Source organism: Paraburkholderia sediminicola (assembly GCF_046027355.1).
Classification (GTDB): Bacteria; Pseudomonadota; Gammaproteobacteria; order Burkholderiales; family Burkholderiaceae; genus Paraburkholderia; species Paraburkholderia sediminicola_B.
The window spans coordinates 56,552-74,187 of record NZ_JAQQEK010000004.1; the positions used below are offsets into that span (position 1 = coordinate 56,552).

General features: G+C 59.9%; 17 protein-coding genes. 9 read left to right on the forward strand and 8 right to left on the reverse strand.

Going from position 1 to position 17,636, the window contains the following annotated elements:
* The first annotated feature begins 224 nt into the window (after window positions 1-224).
* Both PQR42_RS08585 and PQR42_RS08590 read left to right on the forward strand, forming a co-directional pair.
* Window positions 225-1,517 (forward strand): MFS transporter, encoded by a 1,293-nt coding sequence (locus tag PQR42_RS08585; RefSeq protein WP_408386352.1) that lies wholly within the window; start codon window positions 225-227, stop codon window positions 1,515-1,517.
* Between the two features lie 80 nt (window positions 1,518-1,597).
* Window positions 1,598-2,545, forward strand: coding sequence for a LysR substrate-binding domain-containing protein (locus tag PQR42_RS08590; RefSeq protein ID WP_408386350.1), 948 nt, complete (start codon window positions 1,598-1,600; stop codon window positions 2,543-2,545).
* An 11-nt stretch (window positions 2,546-2,556) separates the two neighbouring features.
* Here PQR42_RS08590 and PQR42_RS08595 read toward each other — a convergent pair whose 3' ends face one another.
* Entirely contained in the window at window positions 2,557-3,645 is a 1,089-nt protein-coding gene (locus tag PQR42_RS08595) for a class II aldolase/adducin family protein (RefSeq protein ID WP_408493616.1), read from the reverse strand.
* Here PQR42_RS08595 and PQR42_RS08600 point away from each other — a divergent pair.
* The 4 genes from PQR42_RS08600 (at window position 3,611) to PQR42_RS08615 (ending at window position 7,809) form a co-directional block, all read left to right on the forward strand.
* A complete protein-coding gene (locus tag PQR42_RS08600) occupies window positions 3,611-3,748 on the forward strand; it encodes a hypothetical protein (RefSeq protein WP_408386347.1) in 138 nt (45 codons plus the stop codon). The genes PQR42_RS08595 and PQR42_RS08600 overlap by 35 nt on opposite strands.
* Before the next feature lie 64 nt (window positions 3,749-3,812).
* Entirely contained in the window at window positions 3,813-5,369 is a 1,557-nt protein-coding gene (locus PQR42_RS08605) for a M81 family metallopeptidase (RefSeq protein ID WP_408386345.1), read from the forward strand.
* Window positions 5,370-5,445: 76 nt separating this feature from the next.
* Entirely contained in the window at window positions 5,446-6,789 is a 1,344-nt protein-coding gene (locus tag PQR42_RS08610; RefSeq protein WP_408386343.1) for an MFS transporter, read from the forward strand.
* 48 nt (window positions 6,790-6,837) lie between these two features.
* Window positions 6,838-7,809: an ornithine cyclodeaminase family protein gene (locus tag PQR42_RS08615; RefSeq protein WP_408212666.1), complete on the forward strand. Its 972-nt coding sequence runs from the start codon at window positions 6,838-6,840 to the stop codon at window positions 7,807-7,809.
* A 72-nt stretch (window positions 7,810-7,881) separates the two neighbouring features.
* Here PQR42_RS08615 and PQR42_RS08620 read toward each other — a convergent pair whose 3' ends face one another.
* From PQR42_RS08620 to PQR42_RS08645, 6 genes are all read right to left on the reverse strand, one after another.
* Window positions 7,882-8,931 (reverse strand): LysR family transcriptional regulator, encoded by a 1,050-nt coding sequence (locus tag PQR42_RS08620; RefSeq protein ID WP_408212663.1) that lies wholly within the window; start codon window positions 8,929-8,931, stop codon window positions 7,882-7,884.
* Between the two features lie 1,035 nt (window positions 8,932-9,966).
* Entirely contained in the window at window positions 9,967-10,638 is a 672-nt protein-coding gene (locus PQR42_RS08625; RefSeq protein ID WP_408386341.1) for a DUF429 domain-containing protein, read from the reverse strand.
* A 163-nt stretch (window positions 10,639-10,801) separates the two neighbouring features.
* Window positions 10,802-11,083 (reverse strand): hypothetical protein, encoded by a 282-nt coding sequence (locus tag PQR42_RS08630; RefSeq protein WP_408386339.1) that lies wholly within the window; start codon window positions 11,081-11,083, stop codon window positions 10,802-10,804.
* A gap of 259 nt (window positions 11,084-11,342) precedes the next feature.
* Window positions 11,343-12,620, reverse strand: coding sequence for a DUF3734 domain-containing protein (locus tag PQR42_RS08635; RefSeq protein ID WP_408386337.1), 1,278 nt, complete (start codon window positions 12,618-12,620; stop codon window positions 11,343-11,345).
* 10 nt (window positions 12,621-12,630) lie between these two features.
* On the reverse strand, window positions 12,631-13,413 hold the full coding sequence (locus PQR42_RS08640; RefSeq protein WP_408212652.1) for a 3-hydroxybutyrate dehydrogenase: 783 nt from the start codon (window positions 13,411-13,413) through the stop codon (window positions 12,631-12,633).
* Between the two features lie 18 nt (window positions 13,414-13,431).
* Complete coding sequence (locus PQR42_RS08645; RefSeq protein WP_408212649.1) at window positions 13,432-14,211, reverse strand: acetoacetate decarboxylase; 780 nt, start codon at window positions 14,209-14,211, stop codon at window positions 13,432-13,434.
* Between the two features lie 465 nt (window positions 14,212-14,676).
* On the opposite strand from PQR42_RS08645, the gene PQR42_RS08650 reads away from it, so the two are divergent.
* The 3 genes from PQR42_RS08650 to PQR42_RS08660 all read left to right on the forward strand — a co-directional run bounded on the left by PQR42_RS08650 (window position 14,677) and on the right by PQR42_RS08660 (window position 16,669).
* On the forward strand, window positions 14,677-14,895 hold the full coding sequence (locus PQR42_RS08650; RefSeq protein ID WP_408212647.1) for a hypothetical protein: 219 nt from the start codon (window positions 14,677-14,679) through the stop codon (window positions 14,893-14,895).
* Between the two features lie 708 nt (window positions 14,896-15,603).
* Window positions 15,604-16,158, forward strand: a complete 555-nt coding sequence (locus tag PQR42_RS08655; protein WP_408386335.1) for a fasciclin domain-containing protein — start codon at window positions 15,604-15,606, stop codon at window positions 16,156-16,158.
* Between the two features lie 226 nt (window positions 16,159-16,384).
* On the forward strand, window positions 16,385-16,669 hold the full coding sequence (locus PQR42_RS08660) for a hypothetical protein (RefSeq protein ID WP_408386333.1): 285 nt from the start codon (window positions 16,385-16,387) through the stop codon (window positions 16,667-16,669).
* Window positions 16,670-16,873: 204 nt separating this feature from the next.
* On the opposite strand, the gene PQR42_RS08665 is transcribed toward PQR42_RS08660, so the two are convergent.
* A complete protein-coding gene (locus tag PQR42_RS08665; protein ID WP_408386332.1) occupies window positions 16,874-17,128 on the reverse strand; it encodes a hypothetical protein in 255 nt (84 codons plus the stop codon).
* Between the last annotated feature and the right edge of the window lie 508 nt (window positions 17,129-17,636).

Below are 17,636 nucleotides of genomic sequence, written 5' to 3' on the forward strand. Positions count from 1 at the left end.
CGCAGCGGCACAGTACAACAGCAGAGTTTTCAGCCGGCCGAAAACGCGAACGCAAAAGGCGCCGGTTCTACCCTGTGACGTTTGCTCACAAAGTCAATATTTTTCGTGCATTGTCCTACCACCGGTCACGGCGCTTAATCTCCCTTGAGAGCAACCCGCAACGTGTAGATCTGGGGAAAACCATGGACCTTGAGGCGCTCAAACCCGCGATTTCCGATCGGTTGATGAAACGAATCGCCTGGCGGCTCGCGCCGCTGATGATCCTGATGTACGTCGCGAACCAGCTTGACCGCGCAAACATCGGCTATGCAGCGCTGACCATGAACGCTGAACTGCACATGACAGCGGCGCAATACGGTTTCGCGGCAAGCCTGTTTTTCCTTGGCTATATTCTCTTCGAAGTACCGAGCAATCTGTGCATGCATCGGTTTGGCGCCCGGCTGTGGATGACACGCATCCTACTCAGCTGGGGTCTGCTCTCCTCGCTGACGAGCTTCGTTCCCGACTCCCGCTGGCTCTATATCGCCCGCTTCTTTCTTGGCGCGTTCGAGGCGGGCCTGTTTCCGGGCATGGTGTACTACCTCACGCTGTGGATGCCCGCACGCAATCGCGTCTGGATGATGTCGCTGTTCGTGACCGCCATCCCGCTGACCGGCGTGCTCGGCGCGCCCGTGTCCACGTGGCTGATGGCACACGCGAACGTGTTCGGCGTGACCGGCTGGCGCGCGATGATTCTGCTGGAGGGATTGCCCGCGATCATTCTTGGCGTGGTCGCCTATTTCTGGCTGACGGACGGCCCTTCCCGCTCGCGGTGGCTTTCCGCTGCTGAAAAGGGCGAAATCGCGGCCGCACTGGCTGCCGAACGGGCTCAGGCTGCGGCCGCCACCTCGTCGTCCGGCGTCTCGCGAGCGCTGCGAAATCCGAAAGTCTGGGCACTCGGTGTCGTCTACTTCGGCACCAACGCCGGCATCATCGGCTTGCTCTATTTTCTGCCGCAAGTCATCAAGACATTTGAAAGCACGTTTGGGGTGAAGTACAGCCTCACGGACGTCGGACTGATCACGGCGATTCCATTCGGCGTTGCCGTCATCGCGATGCTGATCTGGGGCCGTCTGGTCAGCCGCCACAACGTCGGCGCCTGGCATGTGGCCGGCCCTCTGTTGGTGTGCGCGGCCGCGCTTTCGGTGGCGCTACTGCTGAAGTCTCCCTACCAGTCGATCATTGCGCTTTCAATTGGCGCGTCGGCCTGCTTTTGCAGCATCACGACTTTTTGGCAGTTGCCCAGCCGCATCCTCACGGATCGCGCTGCAGCGGCCGGCATCGCGTTGATCACCAGTATCGGGGTATCGTCCGGATTTTTGCTGCCGTATTTTATCGGGTGGGTCAAGGATACGACCGGCACGTTCGTGCTCGCGTTCGTCGGCATTGCAGCGACGATGGTGCTCGCTTCGATCGTGGTCATGCTGCTCGAGACGCGCTGGCGCGAGGTCGGCCTGCGCCGGCTTGCGAGCGACTAGGCGTTACCAGCGCCTCGCCGTACGAAGGGCTATCATCGGCGTATCCATTGCCCATTCCTTTTCGCCAGCAAGGATTATCGATGCGCCGCGGTGTTCCCAGTCTCAGCGCCCTGCAAGCTTTTGAAGCAGCGGCGCGTCATGAAAGTTTTTCGAAGGCCGCGGCCGAGCTGTCGCAGACGCATGGCGCGGTCTGCAAGAAGGTCAACGAGCTCGAGGCGCATCTGGGCATCACGCTCTTCGAGCGAGTCCGTCAGCGGCTGGTATTGTCCGCGGCGGGCGCGGAGTACGCGCGGCGGATCCGCGTCCATCTCGACCAGATTCGGCGCGATACGCTCGAGCTGGTACGCAAGCAAAGCGAAGTGAAGCTCCAGCTGGCCGTCGGTGTGACATTTGCCTCTCAATGGCTGATTCCACGTTTGCATGATTTCTACGAGTCCAATCCCGATCTGCAACTCCACATCATGGGTCGCGACCAGCCGACTTTCTTCGACGATTCGAGCTTCGATGCCGCGATCTATTTTGCGCAGAGCTTGTGGCCTGCGATGCCGGGACAGCCGCTCGTCAGCGACGATGAAATTCTCGCTGTCTGTGCGCCCTCGTTGATCGGTACGCGCGGTGCGTTGAGCGGCGAACGGATCAGTGCGCTGCCCTGGATCCACACCCGCGATCTACCGCGCGCGTGGCTCGCATGGTCCGAGACGGCGTGCGCGCAGGTCATCGAACCCAGCACGTCGAACCAGCACTACGATATGTTCATCATGGCGATTAACGCCGCGATTTCCGGACTGGGTGTGGCCTTGCTTCCGCACATCCTGATCGAACGGGAGTTGCGCAGCGGTGCGCTCGTCCAGATCCACCCTCATTCGATCCCGAATCCGGAGACTGTCTACTACTCGTTTCCCGAGCAGAAACGCGAGTGGGAGCCGCTCAAACGCTTCGATCAATGGCTAGGCACCGCGGTTCGCGACTATCGTGACGGCTGCCGCGACCGCGCAGCAGCTATCGAAGCGACGCTTGCGCCACACTAGCGACATCCGCGTCAGGCGAGTTCGCGCAGATCAGGGTTGTCGCGCAGGAGTTGCTGATAGAGGCCCTGGAATCCAAGCCATGCGACATAGTCGGATCCCAGTTGGGCGCGCGTGGCCTGCGCCTCCTCATCGGATAGCGGCTCGATCGGGCCGGCCGCTTCGGCGAGTAACTGCACCTGGCAGCAGCGCTCCATGGCGATGAAGCGGTACGCCGCGGCGTCGACCGATGAGCCGACGGTCAGCAGGCCATGATTGAGCAGAATCGCGGCGCGCTTGGTGCCCATCGTCTGCGCGATCCGGCGCCCCTCTTCGGTGGCGAGCACCACTACGTCGCCACGAAATAGCACGTGATCCTCGTGGAACAGACAGGCTTCCTGATTGAGCGGAGCAAGCAGCCGCGCGCGCGCGGAAAACGCGCGACCGAAAGGCGTGTGTGTATGAGCTGCTGCAACGACATCGGGATTCGCGCCGTGGATGCCGCAGTGAATCGCCGCCGCAGCGGCGTTGACGGGCCCGGTCCCGTGATAAACATGGGCATCCTCGTCGATGCAGACAAGATCGTCGGGATGGACCGACGAAAAATGTTGTGCGTACGGGTTGACCCAAAACCGATCGTGAAACTCCGGATCACGGACCGTGATATGTCCGGCTATGCCTTCGGCGAGGCCGAATCGCGCGAAGATGCGAAAGGCCGCAGCGAGTTTGAGCTTGCGATGTTGCCGCTCATCGTCGAGGCTGGCGAATACCGGCGGCTCCGGCAAGCGTCCGCCAATTGGCTTGGGAATCTGCAACTCGCGGACTTCCGCGTGGCCCATGACATGCTCCTTCGTGCTGAATGAAGCATTCATTCTCGGCCGCACGGACGGCATGGTCCATCGACGATTTGTCACAAGTTTGCTTCTTGCGCTCACAAGGCGCGGCCCACTTCGCCTGGGCTTGCCGAGGTCGGCCCCACTCGCGCTTGCGACGCCCACGGCTCTTCGAACGTCCCGTTTGCATGCCCGCGACCGATCGCGCGCCGACCGTGTCCACTGCTTTCGTGCGTAACGGTTAACTCCAATGTGAATGAAGCAATCAGTCGACGTTAACCCGCATGGCATTTTGGCAACCAATACTTTTCACGAGCATGCGAATTCAGATATCGACGCTTGCATGCTGGCGGCCAATCGCCGCGTCGTCGAAAGCAACGCAATGATGCGTTGATGACCCGCCGGGACCACCCGCGTGCGATGCCTATCTGGGTGACGCCGGCGATGAGGAGTGACTGATGAAAAACCCGCGCATTGCCATTCTTGGCTTCGCGATCGAATCGAACCGGTTTGCGCCGGTGTCCACGCGCGCCGATTTCGTATCGCGCGCTTACTTGCAAGCTACCGCGCTGCTGGACGACGCACGCAAGGAAGCGCCGGTGATGACGCCGGAAATTCCCGCATTCGTTCGAACGATGGATGCGACCTCTGATTGGACACCTGTCCCGATCCTCTTTGCCAACGCAGAGTCGGGCGGCCCGGTCGAACATGCATTCTTCGCCGACACGCTGTGCGAATTCGAACAGCGGTTGCGTGCGGCACTGCCGCTCGACGCTGTCTATATCTGTGAGCATGGCGCCGCCATCACGACAGAAGAAGACGACCCCGACGGCGCGGTTTTCACGCTCGTACGCAATATTGTCGGACCCACGGTACCGATCGTCGCCACCGTCGACCTGCATGCGAACGTGTCCGACCGGATGGTGAACACCGTCGACGCGTTGGTCTCATACCGCCGCAATCCGCACACCGATATGGCCGAGCGCGGCGCCGAGGCTGCCCGCATCCTGAGCGAATTATTGAATGGCATGCGCACGGCTGTCGCGCATGTGCGCATGCCCGTCTGCGCGCCTCCCACCCAGTTGCTGACCGCCCCGGGAACCGGACCGTATGCGGAGATGATCCGGCGCGCGGAAGCACTGGACGACCCGCGGATCGTGAACGTCTCGATTGTCGGCGGCTTTGCGTTTGCGGACACGCCGAAGAACGGCTTGACGGTACTCGTGACCACGCGCGGAGATGCATCGCTCGCACATCAAGTGGCCAACGATCTTGTGTCGTATGCATGGCAAGAGCGTGCCGCATTCACGCCGACGTTGACGCCCCTCGACAACGCGGTCCGCCTCTCCAAAGCGACGAGCGACGATCCTTCGTTAGCGCCCCTGCTACTCGCCGACGTGGCTGACAACCCGGGCGGTGGCGGGCGCGGCAACACGCCGTTCGTGCTCAAGGCGCTGCTCCAGCACGAGGTGCAGGGTGCGATTCTCGGCGTCGTCACCGATCCGGATCTGGTGGCGGACGCCCACGTGGTGGGCACCGGGCAAGCGCTCGTTGCGCGCTTCAATCGTGCTGAAACCACGGTGTATTCGGAGCCCTTCAACGCGCCGGCCCGCGTGTTGAAACTGCACAACGGCAAGGGTGTCGGCCGACGCGGACAGCTGGCGGGCTGCAGCTTCGACCTTGGACCGTGCGCCGCGCTGCAGATCGGCGGCGTCACGGTCATCGTCATCAGCAAGCGACACCAGTGTCACGAGCCGATGTTCTTCGAGATGTTCGGCATCGACATTGCGCGTGCGCGCGTCGTCGTATTGAAGTCGCGCGGCCATTTCAGGGCGGCATTCGACGAGTTCTTTTCCGGCGCACAGATCGTCAGCGTCGATGCGCCAGGTCTGACTTCCCCGATCCTCGCGCGATTCGATTTCAAGAAGCTGCCGCGGCCCGTCATACCGCTGGACGACATTTCCAGGTGGACTCCGACGGTCCGCACCGTTCTGCCAAGGAGCGACCCGCGATGAACGAATTACCCCGCGAAGACTTCCTGTCTTCGCAGCACGCGCAAGGCACGCACCGTTGCAACAGAGGATATTCCCAATGAACGATACGCTAGACGTGACGCGAATCAGACCGCAGACGGCCCGGAAGGTCATCTGGCGTCTGGCGCCGCTGCTGATTTTGCTTTACATGGTCAACCAGATGGACCGGGCGAACGTCGGCTATGCGGCGTTGACGATGAATCGCGAACTCGGCATGTCGGTCTCCCAGTTCGGGTTGGCCGCCGGCCTCTTCTACGCCGGGTACATTCTCGTTGCCGTGCCGAGCAATCTGCTGCTGGCGAGATTCGGCGCACGGCTGTGGATGACGCGTATTCTCGTCACGTGGGGATTGATCGCTTCGCTGACCGCATTCGTCAACAGCCCTCACATGCTGTACGCGCTGCGCTTTCTCCTCGGCATTGCAGAGTCAGGATTCTTTCCGGGGATGATCCTGTATGTCACGTTCTGGCTGCCGCGGCAGGAGCGGGTGTGGCTGATGTCGCTGCTCTTTCTCGCCATCCCGCTGTCGAACATGCTGGGTGCGCCGATTTCAACTTTCGTCATGGAGCATACGCATCTGTTCGGCTGGTCCGGCTGGCGCTCGATGTTCTTCATAGAAGGATTGCCGGCAATCGCGCTAGGTATCGTCACATTCACGGTCATGAAAGACCGGCCCGACGACGCCCGGTGGTTGACCGTCGACGAGCGCGCCGAACTGAGCCATGCGCTCGCCGTGGAGAGGCAGGAAGCCCAGCGGGTGTCGCCGAAAAGCGCGTGGCTTGCGTTGCTCGATCGGCGAGTCCTCGCATTCGGACTGATCTACTTCGGGATCAATATCGGCGTCGTCGCACTGTCATTCTTCTTGCCGCAGATGGTCGCGGAGTTCTCCCACCTGTTCGCTGTCAAATATTCGGTCTTCCAGGTTGGACTGATTACCGCTGTGCCATTCGCGGTGTCGGCGGTGACCATCGTGTTGTGGGGACACTATGCACGACGTACCGCGCTCAGCGCCTGGCACGTTGCGATTCCAACGGCGATCGGCGGCTTGTCGTTCGCCGCTGCGCTGTTCCTTTCGTCGCCATACGAGGCCATGGCCGCGTTTACGCTCGGCGCGGTCGGCGTCTACACCCCGCATGCATCGTTCTGGCAACTTCCTCCGCGCTATCTCAGCAACGCCGCGGCCGCATCGGGCATCGGCCTCATCAATACGATCGGCACGCTGGCCGGGTTCCTCGGCCCCTACGCGACCGGCTGGCTGCATGACGTTACCGGCTCGTATCGCGTGCCGATGCTCGGTGTTGCAGGACTCATGTGCCTGTCCGCGATGATGGTGCTGTTCGTAGAGCGCGCAAACCGTGCGGCATTGCAGCCAGCGAGCGCCCCGCAAGGTAGTGCCTCCTGACGGCCGACACACTGCGTTTGCCATTCTCAAGAATCAAGGTGTACCACGATGCGTAATGATGCCAAGCTGATCCTGCTCGACAAACACCAGGTCGAGGCCTTGCTGAAGCCTGACGATGTAGTCGAAGCCGTACGGGAAGCATTCGCCCTTCACAGCCGGGGCGAGGGCCGTGTGTTTCCCGTTGTCAGAGAGCCACTCGTGACTGGAGGCGTATTTGGAATCAAATCGGGCGACGTGCAGTCGCAAGGCCTGCTCGGATTCAAGGCCGCGGGGTTTTGGCCGGCAAACCGCGGCTTGGGTGGCGAACCTCACCAGGCCACCATTCTCTTGATCGATCCGAAAACCGGCCGGCCTGTGTGCGTCATCGACGGTAATGCAATCACGACCATGCGCACGGGCGCTGCCGGCGGCCTGGGTTTGACGCTCCTCGCGCGTACGGACAGTACGCGTCTATGCGTATTTGGCACGGGCGTACAAGCACAAGTGCAGGTCGGATTCGCGATGCGTGTGCTCGAACAGCTTTCCTGCGTTCGCTATGTCACCGTGGACGGTGAACGCGACGTTTCATTTGAAGCGCGGTTCGCCGGACGTTGCGAAGTCCTGCATGCGACCGACCGTAACGCCGCGGTGGCTGACAGCGATGTGGTCGTCACGGCCACGCCGGGCAAGGGGCCACTCTTCGACGCGCACGCAGTGCAACCCGGCACTCATCTCAACTGCGTCGGCGCGGACACCAAGGGCAAACGCGAACTTCCTGAGGATTTGCTGCCGCGCGGCCGCCTTTTTGTCGACGACCGAACCCAGGCGCGTGAAATCGGCGAGACACAATGGGCGCCTGACACGCCATGTATCGAGATCGGCGATCTGATCACCGGCCAGGTTCGGATCGATCGGCATCCTGACGACATCACCCTGTTCGACATGACCGGTATCGCCCTGCAGGATCTGACAGTCGCGCGATTGCTTTACGAGCGTGCCCGCGAAACGGGTACGGCGACCTCACTGTCGTGGCCCTGGTAGTATCGCCGGTTCACCGGTCGTCAGACCAGGCCCGCTCCGCTCAGATCGGTGCGGGTTCGCGGCCACATCCGCTCAGGCGGCGCTCGCTCGAGCCGTCAATCCAGCAGCACCAGAACCCTGTGCACGTTTGCCGCTCGGGGATTGTTCGCTGTCACGCGGCAGCCACGGTTGTTGCAATGTCGACGCATGCAGAAGATCCAGAAAACGCTGAGCGCGCAGTGAGCGTCCATGCCGCGAACTGATCAGCGCGACGATATCCGCGTCGGGCTGCGTCCACGCTTCGAGAAGCGGGACGAGCCGCCCCGCGTGCAGATGTTCGGCCACGTCCCATTCGGAGCGCGAAATTATGCCAAGCCCGGAAAGCGCCCAATCACGCACGGTGCCGCCGTCGTTGCTCGTTAGCATCGGTTCGATTCTGACGTTCGCCGGTGTGCCCTGGTCTCTCGGCGTGAAACGCCACATGGTCACGTCTTCATCGTTTTCGCGCAGCGCGATACAGTCATGCGTGAGCAGTTCATCAGGATGCTTTGGTTCACCGCGACGCGCCAGATAGCTCGGCGCCGCGCACAGGATGCGGCGATTAGGTGCGAGGCGCCGGCTGACGAGCGACGAATCGCGCAATTCGCCGATATGCACCATCAGGTCCCACATGTCATCCGAGATGCGCGCGGGGCGATCGGACAGCATCAGACTTGCGCTCACTTCCGGATAGAGGGCACGAAATTGCGCAATGACGGGCGCGACGTAACGCTGCCCGAAACCGAGCGGCGCGATCACGCGCAGATGGCCGGCCACCGTGCCGCGCCGCGATGCCAGCGTGTCTGACAAATTGCCAATGTCATCGCAGATTCGGCGCGCGTGGACCGCAAGCAACTCGCCTTCGTCGGTGAGCACCATGCGCCGGCCCGACCGATCGATCAACCGCATGCCCAACCGGTTTTCCAGAAGACGAAGCCGCTGTGTGACCGCGGGCGGCGTGACATCGAGCTTGCGTGCGGCATCCGCTAGCGACAAAGCGCTCGCAAGCGTAATGAAAAAATGCAGGTCCTCGGTCGAAATCATTGACTTGGGTGTGAGCGCGGCGATCCGACGATGGTATTCCGTGGCGTTAGTGATCGCCATTATTTTTTTACGCCTGACGTGAGCGATTCCTGCCCATCCGTCTTCGTGTACGCGCAACGGAGGTGGCGGAACCTACGACGGTGGCGGAGATTAAACGCCAACGCCCCCGCGCAGGACTGAATCCAGGGGTCCGGTGCTATTTGCAGAGCATTGCGAGCGGTCAGGCAATCAATCGATGCTCAGAGTAAGCCCGGTCCCCATCAGAAATATGAGCTGCAGCGCTCCTTGCCTGCCGTCGGGGCCGCTCGGAATTTGCGCATTGGTCAATGTTCTTCATTGGTTGTTCGGTCCTCCACCCCCCTTCGTTCGGCGCCGGAAGAGTACACCGAATCCAATCGCGACCAGCAAGGCCACAATCAGAACGGCGCTCATGCCCGTCGTGCCGCGCTTGTCAACCGGACCGGAAGTAGCGGAAGCGACAGCAGGTGAAGAGCTCTGCGTTTCAACCGGCTTCGGGAGCGCTACGCCAGCGGCACTCCCCTGGCGGACGAGCGAAGCCTCCGACGTTGGGGAGGCCTGAGATGCAATAGAGGGAACTGCGCCCGGCATCGGGCCGACGGGAGCCATGTCAGTGGATGGAGCCATTGCCGGAGTCTGTGCAGCGGCAGGACTGGCTTCGGCGGACCTGGCCAACGCCTTCCACTTGGCGAATACCGTATCAATGCAGTGAACGTCGGTGCAGGCGTTCCGCGATTGCCTCCACTGAGCGAGTCGTTCGGGTGAGAGCTTTCCACTGCTCAGGAGAGCCTGTTGTTGCGCGAAGATATCGTCGTATTCATTGTTCAGGATGGCGTGGTCGCAGATGACGCGTTCAGCCGGTTGTCGCGTGGTGGCACATTGAATATCGCCTGCCCATGCTCCGGTTGAACCAAAAGCCGCCATTGACAGCAGCACTGGCCAAAATCGCTTTAGATGCACCGGCCCTCCTTGAACGTGGTTGTTTTGCCAAGACTGCGGTCGCTCGTGAGCGAAATCCCATGTGCCTACAACGGGATCACGAGACCCCGATCGTGCCGTCGCACGAGGCGTGCCACGCTAACCGCGAAAACGGCATTTGCTGAATCCTTTCGGCGTGCCAGTGGGAGTCGGCACAACAATGAACCCGCCCAGCTCATCGCCGTACGCCACGAATCTCTCGTCAAGCAAGCAATGTGCAGTCAAGGCACACAGCGCCGCATCCACTTCGTCGATAGATTTCAGCGACGCCGCGTCAATTCCAGCATCTTGAAGAATTTCTCGGCGCTGAGTTCGTTTCTGCTTCGCGGACGCGACTGCGGTCCCTAGAAAAGCGCTGGCTATAGCATGGGGGAACGTCTCAAAGCAGACTCGCTCACCGAGTTCTCCGCCATTTTTGAAGAGGGGAAAATACGGTGCGAATGCCTGATAGACAAGCTCGCCGTTGAACATCCACCCGTAGAATCCGCTCTTACTGGTCATGGCTGTTGCGCGAGTCGGCGTGGCGAACGAAAAGATTCGCCGCTGCGCGAGCTCCTTCTCGGCTTGCCTTCCGGCTTCGCCGACTCGCCACAAACAGGGCGCATCGTTGCCCACCGCGCCTACCTCGAATTGGAGGCACTTCTCGACCATTTGTTCCGGCGCCTGCGACCGGAGGTTGCACACAATCTGGGTGTCACGCAGGATAACCAGATGATTTCCTTTCCGGTCGCCGCCAATATCGATTCCAGCTACAGCTCGTTGTGACCTCATCGTTCCCGTACCCTCAACAGAGCGCGCTTACCTCGGTAGCAATAGCTGATGCTTATTCCGCCGAAAAACACAGCAGTCCAGCACTCGAGTCCAAAGAATAGTGTCGCTTTGGACTCGGACTCACTCGAAGCAGATTGCCGCCTCCGGTTCGCAGCCATTGCTTTCATGCCACGGTTAAAAGCGCCCTCGCCTGTTCAAGCAGAGCGTGTGACGCGGCAAACTCATTGCGTCCAGCCATTGTCAGTGCGGCTTGTCCTGTGCGCACGAACAACTCGTCGTCGGATGTCGCGACGACACTCAAGTCGAGACCAGGACGGTCGTATTGGCGAAAAAATGCGAGCATTTGGGACGCATCGAATCGCGAGTTCTTAGGACCAGACCCGGCTAGAATCTCGGCGGCTGCCGCCAGCTGTCGCGTGGCTTGGAGGAATTTGGCGCGGTCCATGACACTTGCCTCATGAGTCAGCGAACCTGATTGAAATCGAAGGCGGTACGATAGCCGCCGACAGCTAGTCTATCTCACAGTGCCGCCTCTAGCGCCCGGAGGGTTGCGGCATGTTCGGCCATACCTCGCTGAAAACAATCGCCATTGCGGATTTGCCTGGGTCGGCGCCCACTATATCCGCAGTAAACAGGAGCGTCCCGGTGCGCGTTGAGCAGCTTAAACCGCCTGCACCCTCACCCGTGACGCTCATTTGCCGACTCTAATGGGCGTCTGACGGCGCGTTCGTCACCGTGTCAACAAGCTCCGGCGTTTTTGGCACGGACTGGAACGCATCGGAAACTGGAACCGGTCCAGTCTCGTGGCGATGGACATCATGCGTAACGAAGCCGAGGTCATGGCTTGGAATCTCGAACCAGTCGGGGTTGCCAAACGAGCGGCGAATGTCCTCGAGGCCGCTCGCCCAATGTTCTCCCATGGTGTCGTTGCTGAATTCGTAGTCCTTGTAGTGACCTTCAAAGAACTTGTTCTTGTAGATGAGGTGCACGACATTGACCGCACCACCGTCTGCCACTTTCTGTGCCTGCTTGACTAGCGGGTGAGTCCGCCGCACTTTCTCCGGAATGTGTTCGAGCAGTTCCTTGATCAGGCGAGCATGCTTCTGGCTCTGCGACACGAAGGCCGTGATGGCGCGGGTCCGGCTTGAGTATTGAATGTCCTTGGCCCTCTCGGCGACATCGAGGAAGTCGCCAGGCTGTGTTCCTCCTGCGCTCCAAAGGTCGACCTGGAAGACCAGCGCATCCTTGTGCTGGCATTCCCTAACGATTTCCGTAAGCGGCGTATTCGAAACCAGACCTCCGTCCCAGTAATATTCTCCGTCGATTTCTACCGCAGGAAAGCCTGGCGGCAACGCGCCAGACGCCATGAAGTGCTCCGGCTCGAGGCGAGTCTGCGTGTTGTCGAAGTACACCAGATTGCCCGTGCGAACATTGACCGCTCCGACCGAGACGCGAACGTCACCGTCGTTGATACGGTCGAAATTGGCGTACTTGAGGAGCGTCGCGCGCAACGCCGTCGTATCGTAAAAGCTCACTTCGGTCGGCGGCTTCTTTGCAACGCTGGCGATGTGTGCGGAAAAGCGCGGTGAGAAAAAGCCCTTCTGACCTTCAGTCAAAGCACGAGCGGCCGCCCACATGCTCGACCATTTTCGGGCAACGTCTGGAAACCCGAACGCTGTCGGCACCAAAGCGCCAACGTGCCCCAGCAAGTCCGCTGGTTGACAGATGGTGCTCCAGAAGCCGCGCAATGCTTCTACGCGATCCTCCGGTGCATTGCCGGCAATGATGGCGGTGTTCAGGGCACCAATCGAGATGCCCGAAATCCAGGTGGGTTCGACACCCACTTCAGCAAGCCCCTCATACACGCCGGCCTGATAGGAACCCAACGCGCCACCGCCCTGCAGGACCAAACCGATTTCGTCGTAGGAAGGTAGCTCAAGATGATTCGGTTGCTTTAATGTATTGCGTTGACTGCGGCGCATCGTCGGCTCCTTATTGCATGAACCAACCGTGGCTGACCACAATCGATTGCCCCGTCAGTGCTGCTGATTCAAATCCTGCCAGGAACGCGACCGTGTTGGCAACGTCGGCTACGGTGGTAAATTCGCCGTCGACGGTTTCTTTCAACATCACGTCCTTGACAACCTGAGCTTCCGAAATACCAAGCGCTTTCGCCTGTTCTGGAATCTGCTTGTCGACCAATGGCGTACGAACAAAGCCCGGACATACAACATTCGCTCTCACGCCGCGCGAGCCACCTTCCTTCGCGACGACGCGCGCAAGTCCCAGCAGGCCGTGCTTGGCGGTGACGTAAGCCGACTTCAGCTTCGACGCTTCGTGTGAATGAACCGAGCCCATGTAGATGATGGAGCCGCCCTTGCCCGATGCATACATGTGCCTGATAGCGGCCTTCGTGGTCAGAAATGCGCCATCCAGATGAATCGCAAGCATCTTCTTCCAGTCGGAGTATGCATAGTCTTCAATCGGGTTGACGATCTGAATACCGGCGTTCGACACCAACACGTCAATACTGCCAAGTTTGCCGACTGCCTCTTCGATACCAGCGTTGACCGCTTCTTCGCTTGTGACGTCCATCGACACGGCAAGTGCTTTCCCACCCGCGGCGACGATACTGTCCGCGACCTGCTGCGCGTTTGCCAGATTCAGGTCCGCAATGACGACGGCCGCGCCGTCCGAAGCCAGTTTGCGTGCGCATTGTTCACCAATACCACTTGCGGCGCCCGTCACGAGCGCGACTTTTCCTTGCAAAGACATGAGTTGCTCCTGATTGAATTATTGGTTCACGGCGAGCTTCAGTGCTTCCGCCGGGGCGAGGTAGTCGTAAGCGACTTCGCCCACATCGAGGGTGAGATTTGCAATGACGTGTCTGGCGGCCACTACCCTTTTGACAGGCAGGTCAGCGACCGGCGCCAATGCATGTGCGTGCAGTTCGAGCGCGGCGGGGCCTTCCCATGCACCGAGCACAGAAACGTCGCGCAAGTAGAAACGTACGAGTTCACAAATCCGCGGTGAGCCATCGACATGAGGAATGACCTTCAACAGATAATTGGGTGTGTCCGCGAGTTTCTTGCGTTCAGATTCGATATCGAGCGGGCGGTACTTGTAGCCCATCGTGCCAGCCGCGACCCGTTGCGTCCCATAGTCGAGCGTGCCCAACAACGTATCCTTTCCGTCAACCGATAAACGGGGTGAAGCGAGCTTTTTCGGGAAGCCCCAAATCTCCCGGCCGCCAGCAATTGGACCTTCGTCATCGAGATACATCGCGTGCGTATAGCTGGCTTTCCGGCCTGCTTCATCCAGGACCGAAATGACTTGTCCACTCTCTGTGTAGTCGCCAAAGCCGGATGAATCTGGCATCCGGATGAACTCGTAGTGGACCAGGCCATTGTCGACCGTCAAAGGCTCCGGCACGACCGCGCGAACCGCATCGATGTCGGTCTCGTACGAAATGATGAAGTATTCGCGGTTGAGGAATCGAAATGGTGGACGCGGGTAAGCCGGGTTGTGCACAGGCATTGCGAAGGCGTTTTTGCGGATTTCATCGAGTGTCACAACAATTTTTCCGTTGGATAGCGAAGGCTGCATCATAGAGGCAAGTCACAGTGGGTTTCAGTGAAACGCGCATGCCGGCCGGCGCTTCCATGACTGACGTGTCAGGCGTCAAGTGCCCATCCTGCTTGGGTTTGAGCGGTGTTCAAGCTTGCCTGGATGCCGCTTGCTCCAACTTCGCAATACATTGTTGCGGGGCGGATTTCGGCGGCGAAGGGAACCCGCGCATACGACCGGGGGTCGCACGCCGGTTCGCTGGTCTCGTGCCGCGCTTCACGTAAGTGTTGGCTTTGGGGACGACATATAAGCTGAACCGTTTGTCTGAACCCAACATCCAGTCGTCCCTTGCGCCGCTCACGCCGGGGATCAACAAGGCAGGCAGGCCCGGCTCGGGTGGCAGCCCGGCAACTGCTCCCTCGGTCGGCACGGTCGTTGCAACGATGGCTGCGTCAACGGGAGGTTGCCATCATGAGCGTCTTGCAGGGTTTCGTTTATTCCATTGCGCCGCGTGCGTCTTCACTTGTCGCCGTCGCTGCTATCTCTGTTGCGGTGGTCTGCGGGACTGGCATCGCGGCATTTGCCGGGTTGCTGCCCGAGTCGGGCGACGTTGCCGTCGCTGTGACTGTGACACCGTTAATCGACATGCAAGTTGACGCTTATGTGAATCGAGTCGCAACCATGCACTGACCTGGCAGTCAAAAAACAGGCGAGCACGCCGGAGACATGCACCGCTCGTTCCGTGCGGGCTGCCACGACGTCGATGCCAGACAGCGGTCAGGAGCGCAGCACGCCTTTCAAGCGTCCCAGCTCAGCGGGTCTCATGTATGACCGATACAGTTCGCCAACTGTGCCGAATGCCAAGGCTGGTTTGAGAGTCGCACCGGGAAGTGCGTGAGTGATCCAGTCAAAAGCATTCATTTCACGTTGAGCGGCATGCACCGCAGCAGTAAGCGCAGTGAGGGCTCGCTCAGCGGAGTATCCACCAAGGTCGACAAAGCAGCTTTCAAATGGATGCTTCGTTGCATTCTCGAGGTGTAACGCTGACTTTCGGACGTCCAAATCAACCTCCTTCGCGGATTGTCCGTCCTGTATATCAACTGAATGTGACAATGCGTCATGTTGTCCCGTCAACGATGCGACACGGCTCGCGCGAGCGCTCTGGGTGCGACGCGCCCTCGATTGCAACCGGACATGGTCTGTTGAAGTAACAGCGCCTCCCCCCGAAGAGCAGACGAAATACCCGGTTCCAGAACCCGACCTCCTGACAGTATCAAGGCTGGGACATATCAGGCTGCGTCATTGCGAGCATCCCGTTTTCGAATCCAGTCGCGAGTATTCCCCGTATATGCGGTCAGACCCACGCAATTACGCGTGGCGACTCTGGAGGAGTACACCATGAAATACAGGGCTATGTTCGTCGCTGTGGCGCTATCCGCAGCGGTATCAGGCGCCTTTGCCGCCAGTGACACGGTCATGGTCGGCGGTCAGGCCATGTACCCGAGCAAAGACATCGTAGACAACGCGGTCAACTCGGCCGACCACACCACGCTCGTTGCGGCGGTCAAAGCCGCGGGTCTCGTCGAGACGTTAAAGAGTCCAGGCCCGTTCACGGTGTTTGCACCGACGAACGAGGCCTTTGCTGCGTTGCCGGCCGGTACGGTCGAGACGCTCGTCAAGCCGGAAAACAAGACAATGCTGACCGGCATCCTGACGTACCACGTCATTCCGGGGCGCTACGACTTCCGCAAACTCGATCAGGCAATCAGGGCTGGTGGCGGCAAGACGGAACTGAAGACAGTCAATGGAGAGGAACTGACATTCACGGAGAACGGTCCGCACAACATCGTAGTAATGGATGCCAGTGGCCACACCGCCGACATTTCTACCTATGACGTCACCCAGAGCAACGGCGTCATCATGGTCGTGGACAAGGTTCTGATGCCGAAGTAATAGAACAGGCACTCAGCGTCAGACGCTCCAATCCAGCGTAACGCTGTCATTTTCGGTGCCGGGCCACGACTCACTCATAGGCCTCGCATCTGGATGCAGCGAATGTCTGCCCGGTTTGCATTGGAGTGGCTGCTTGCGATTCGCCGCTGCGCAACCAGTCAGCCTTTAGCGGCAGACGAGACTTCGGCGTGGCTGACGCACGCGCCTGCATCAAAGGAGAAATACCATGGAAAAGTTGACGATGAAAGTTCTGTTCGCCCGTGTCGCTGTCGCGTCACTCTGCGCGTGCGCCGCGACGCTTGCGCTGGCGGGCGGGAATGGCAACGGTGGGAATGGCAGCGGCGGCGCTCACGGCGCTGCAACCGCAGGGATGACGTACCACAGCGAGCCCGTCTCGAGTCCCTGGAACCGGGTTCCTGGCGACATGAGCAAGAGCGCGGACACGGCGCATAGGGATATGCCCGGCATGGCTCCCGACGACGGCACCATGCCTAAAAAAATCGGGCAGTAAATGCATGAAAGTTTGCCGGCGCCAGAAGCGCTCATGGTCTGCGCGCCCGGCAACATGCTCGCAAGTACTCGCTACGTCCGATACGGAAGGCCGCCGTCCCTTGTCTGCTTCCTATACTGGAATTTCGCGGCACCGCTGGTGCCAGAAGAACCTTACCTAAGCCCAGTCGGAAGGCGCAATCGCCGATTGCACTCACAGCTCCGTTCATAGAGCCGACCGTCCCGGTAACCGCATGAAGTTTTCGATGAGCCGCAGCAAGTCCGTCTCGTCCGGCCGTGTACCCCATCGGCTGTATCCCGCAACAGATGCAATGGCGAACCAGGAATGCGGCGGAAACCATTCTGCTCGCACTGTCACGCCGCCGATAATTCGCAGTCGTCCCGTATCGCTGAGGAATTCAGCGTGAATCTTTTCGCCGCCGACGGTTTTGCTGGCAATGACTGGCGTGGACCGAAACATAAAGCCCTCCTGCGGTTTCTGATTGCTAAAAGCAGATGCTCGTGTGGCAGCTCTCCCGAAGAAAACGAACATGGCCCAGGCGTTTGCATCAACCCGTCGAATCGGCGACGAAAACCAGGGTTACGGATGACACTGGGCATTAAGAGGCAAGTTGCATGCCGAGCAGAGCAAACGACCAATATTCGAGCTTTTGCCCATTTTGCATATGCTATCGGCTCTTTCAGGGGGCGGTTACGCGTGCCGGATGCACGAATGTGAACAATCAGGCACCCGCTCTGTGCCGCGCAGCGCGTCGGCGGTAATCGCGTGATGTCGTCATGAAGGAGCGCTTCTGCTGGCTCCTAAACGATAAGTTTGAGATCGAGGACTTTGATGGCAACGATTGACGCGTACATCCCGCAGCCCACTCCGTCAATGTTCGAAACAGACGGCGCGAGGCGTGTACTCTTACGATTGCACCACAAATTCATTCCTGAAGCCGGCTCCCCGCCGGCAATGAACAGCCTAC

Excerpts from the sequence above, each read along its gene's own strand:
- PQR42_RS08630 (WP_408386339.1), bottom strand. The coding sequence starts at position 11,083 with ATGGACCGCGCCAAATTCCTCCAAGCCACGCGACAGCTGGCGGCAGCC.
- PQR42_RS08595 (WP_408493616.1), bottom strand. The coding sequence starts at position 3,645 with ATGCCATGCGGGTTAACGTCGACTGATTGCTTCATTCACATTGGAGTT.
- PQR42_RS08600 (WP_408386347.1), top strand. The coding sequence starts at position 3,611 with ATGAAGCAATCAGTCGACGTTAACCCGCATGGCATTTTGGCAACCAAT.
- PQR42_RS08660 (WP_408386333.1), top strand. The coding sequence starts at position 16,385 with ATGGAAAAGTTGACGATGAAAGTTCTGTTCGCCCGTGTCGCTGTCGCG.
- PQR42_RS08610 (WP_408386343.1), top strand. The coding sequence starts at position 5,446 with ATGAACGATACGCTAGACGTGACGCGAATCAGACCGCAGACGGCCCGG.
- PQR42_RS08640 (WP_408212652.1), bottom strand. The coding sequence starts at position 13,413 with ATGTCTTTGCAAGGAAAAGTCGCGCTCGTGACGGGCGCCGCAAGTGGT.
- PQR42_RS08605 (WP_408386345.1), top strand. The coding sequence starts at position 3,813 with ATGAAAAACCCGCGCATTGCCATTCTTGGCTTCGCGATCGAATCGAAC.
- PQR42_RS08620 (WP_408212663.1), bottom strand. The coding sequence starts at position 8,931 with ATGGCGATCACTAACGCCACGGAATACCATCGTCGGATCGCCGCGCTC.
- PQR42_RS08590 (WP_408386350.1), top strand. The coding sequence starts at position 1,598 with ATGCGCCGCGGTGTTCCCAGTCTCAGCGCCCTGCAAGCTTTTGAAGCA.
- PQR42_RS08635 (WP_408386337.1), bottom strand. The coding sequence starts at position 12,620 with ATGCGCCGCAGTCAACGCAATACATTAAAGCAACCGAATCATCTTGAG.
- PQR42_RS08650 (WP_408212647.1), top strand. The coding sequence starts at position 14,677 with ATGAGCGTCTTGCAGGGTTTCGTTTATTCCATTGCGCCGCGTGCGTCT.
- PQR42_RS08615 (WP_408212666.1), top strand. The coding sequence starts at position 6,838 with ATGCGTAATGATGCCAAGCTGATCCTGCTCGACAAACACCAGGTCGAG.
- PQR42_RS08585 (WP_408386352.1), top strand. The coding sequence starts at position 225 with ATGAAACGAATCGCCTGGCGGCTCGCGCCGCTGATGATCCTGATGTAC.
- PQR42_RS08665 (WP_408386332.1), bottom strand. The coding sequence starts at position 17,128 with ATGTTTCGGTCCACGCCAGTCATTGCCAGCAAAACCGTCGGCGGCGAA.
- PQR42_RS08655 (WP_408386335.1), top strand. The coding sequence starts at position 15,604 with ATGAAATACAGGGCTATGTTCGTCGCTGTGGCGCTATCCGCAGCGGTA.
- PQR42_RS08625 (WP_408386341.1), bottom strand. The coding sequence starts at position 10,638 with ATGAGGTCACAACGAGCTGTAGCTGGAATCGATATTGGCGGCGACCGG.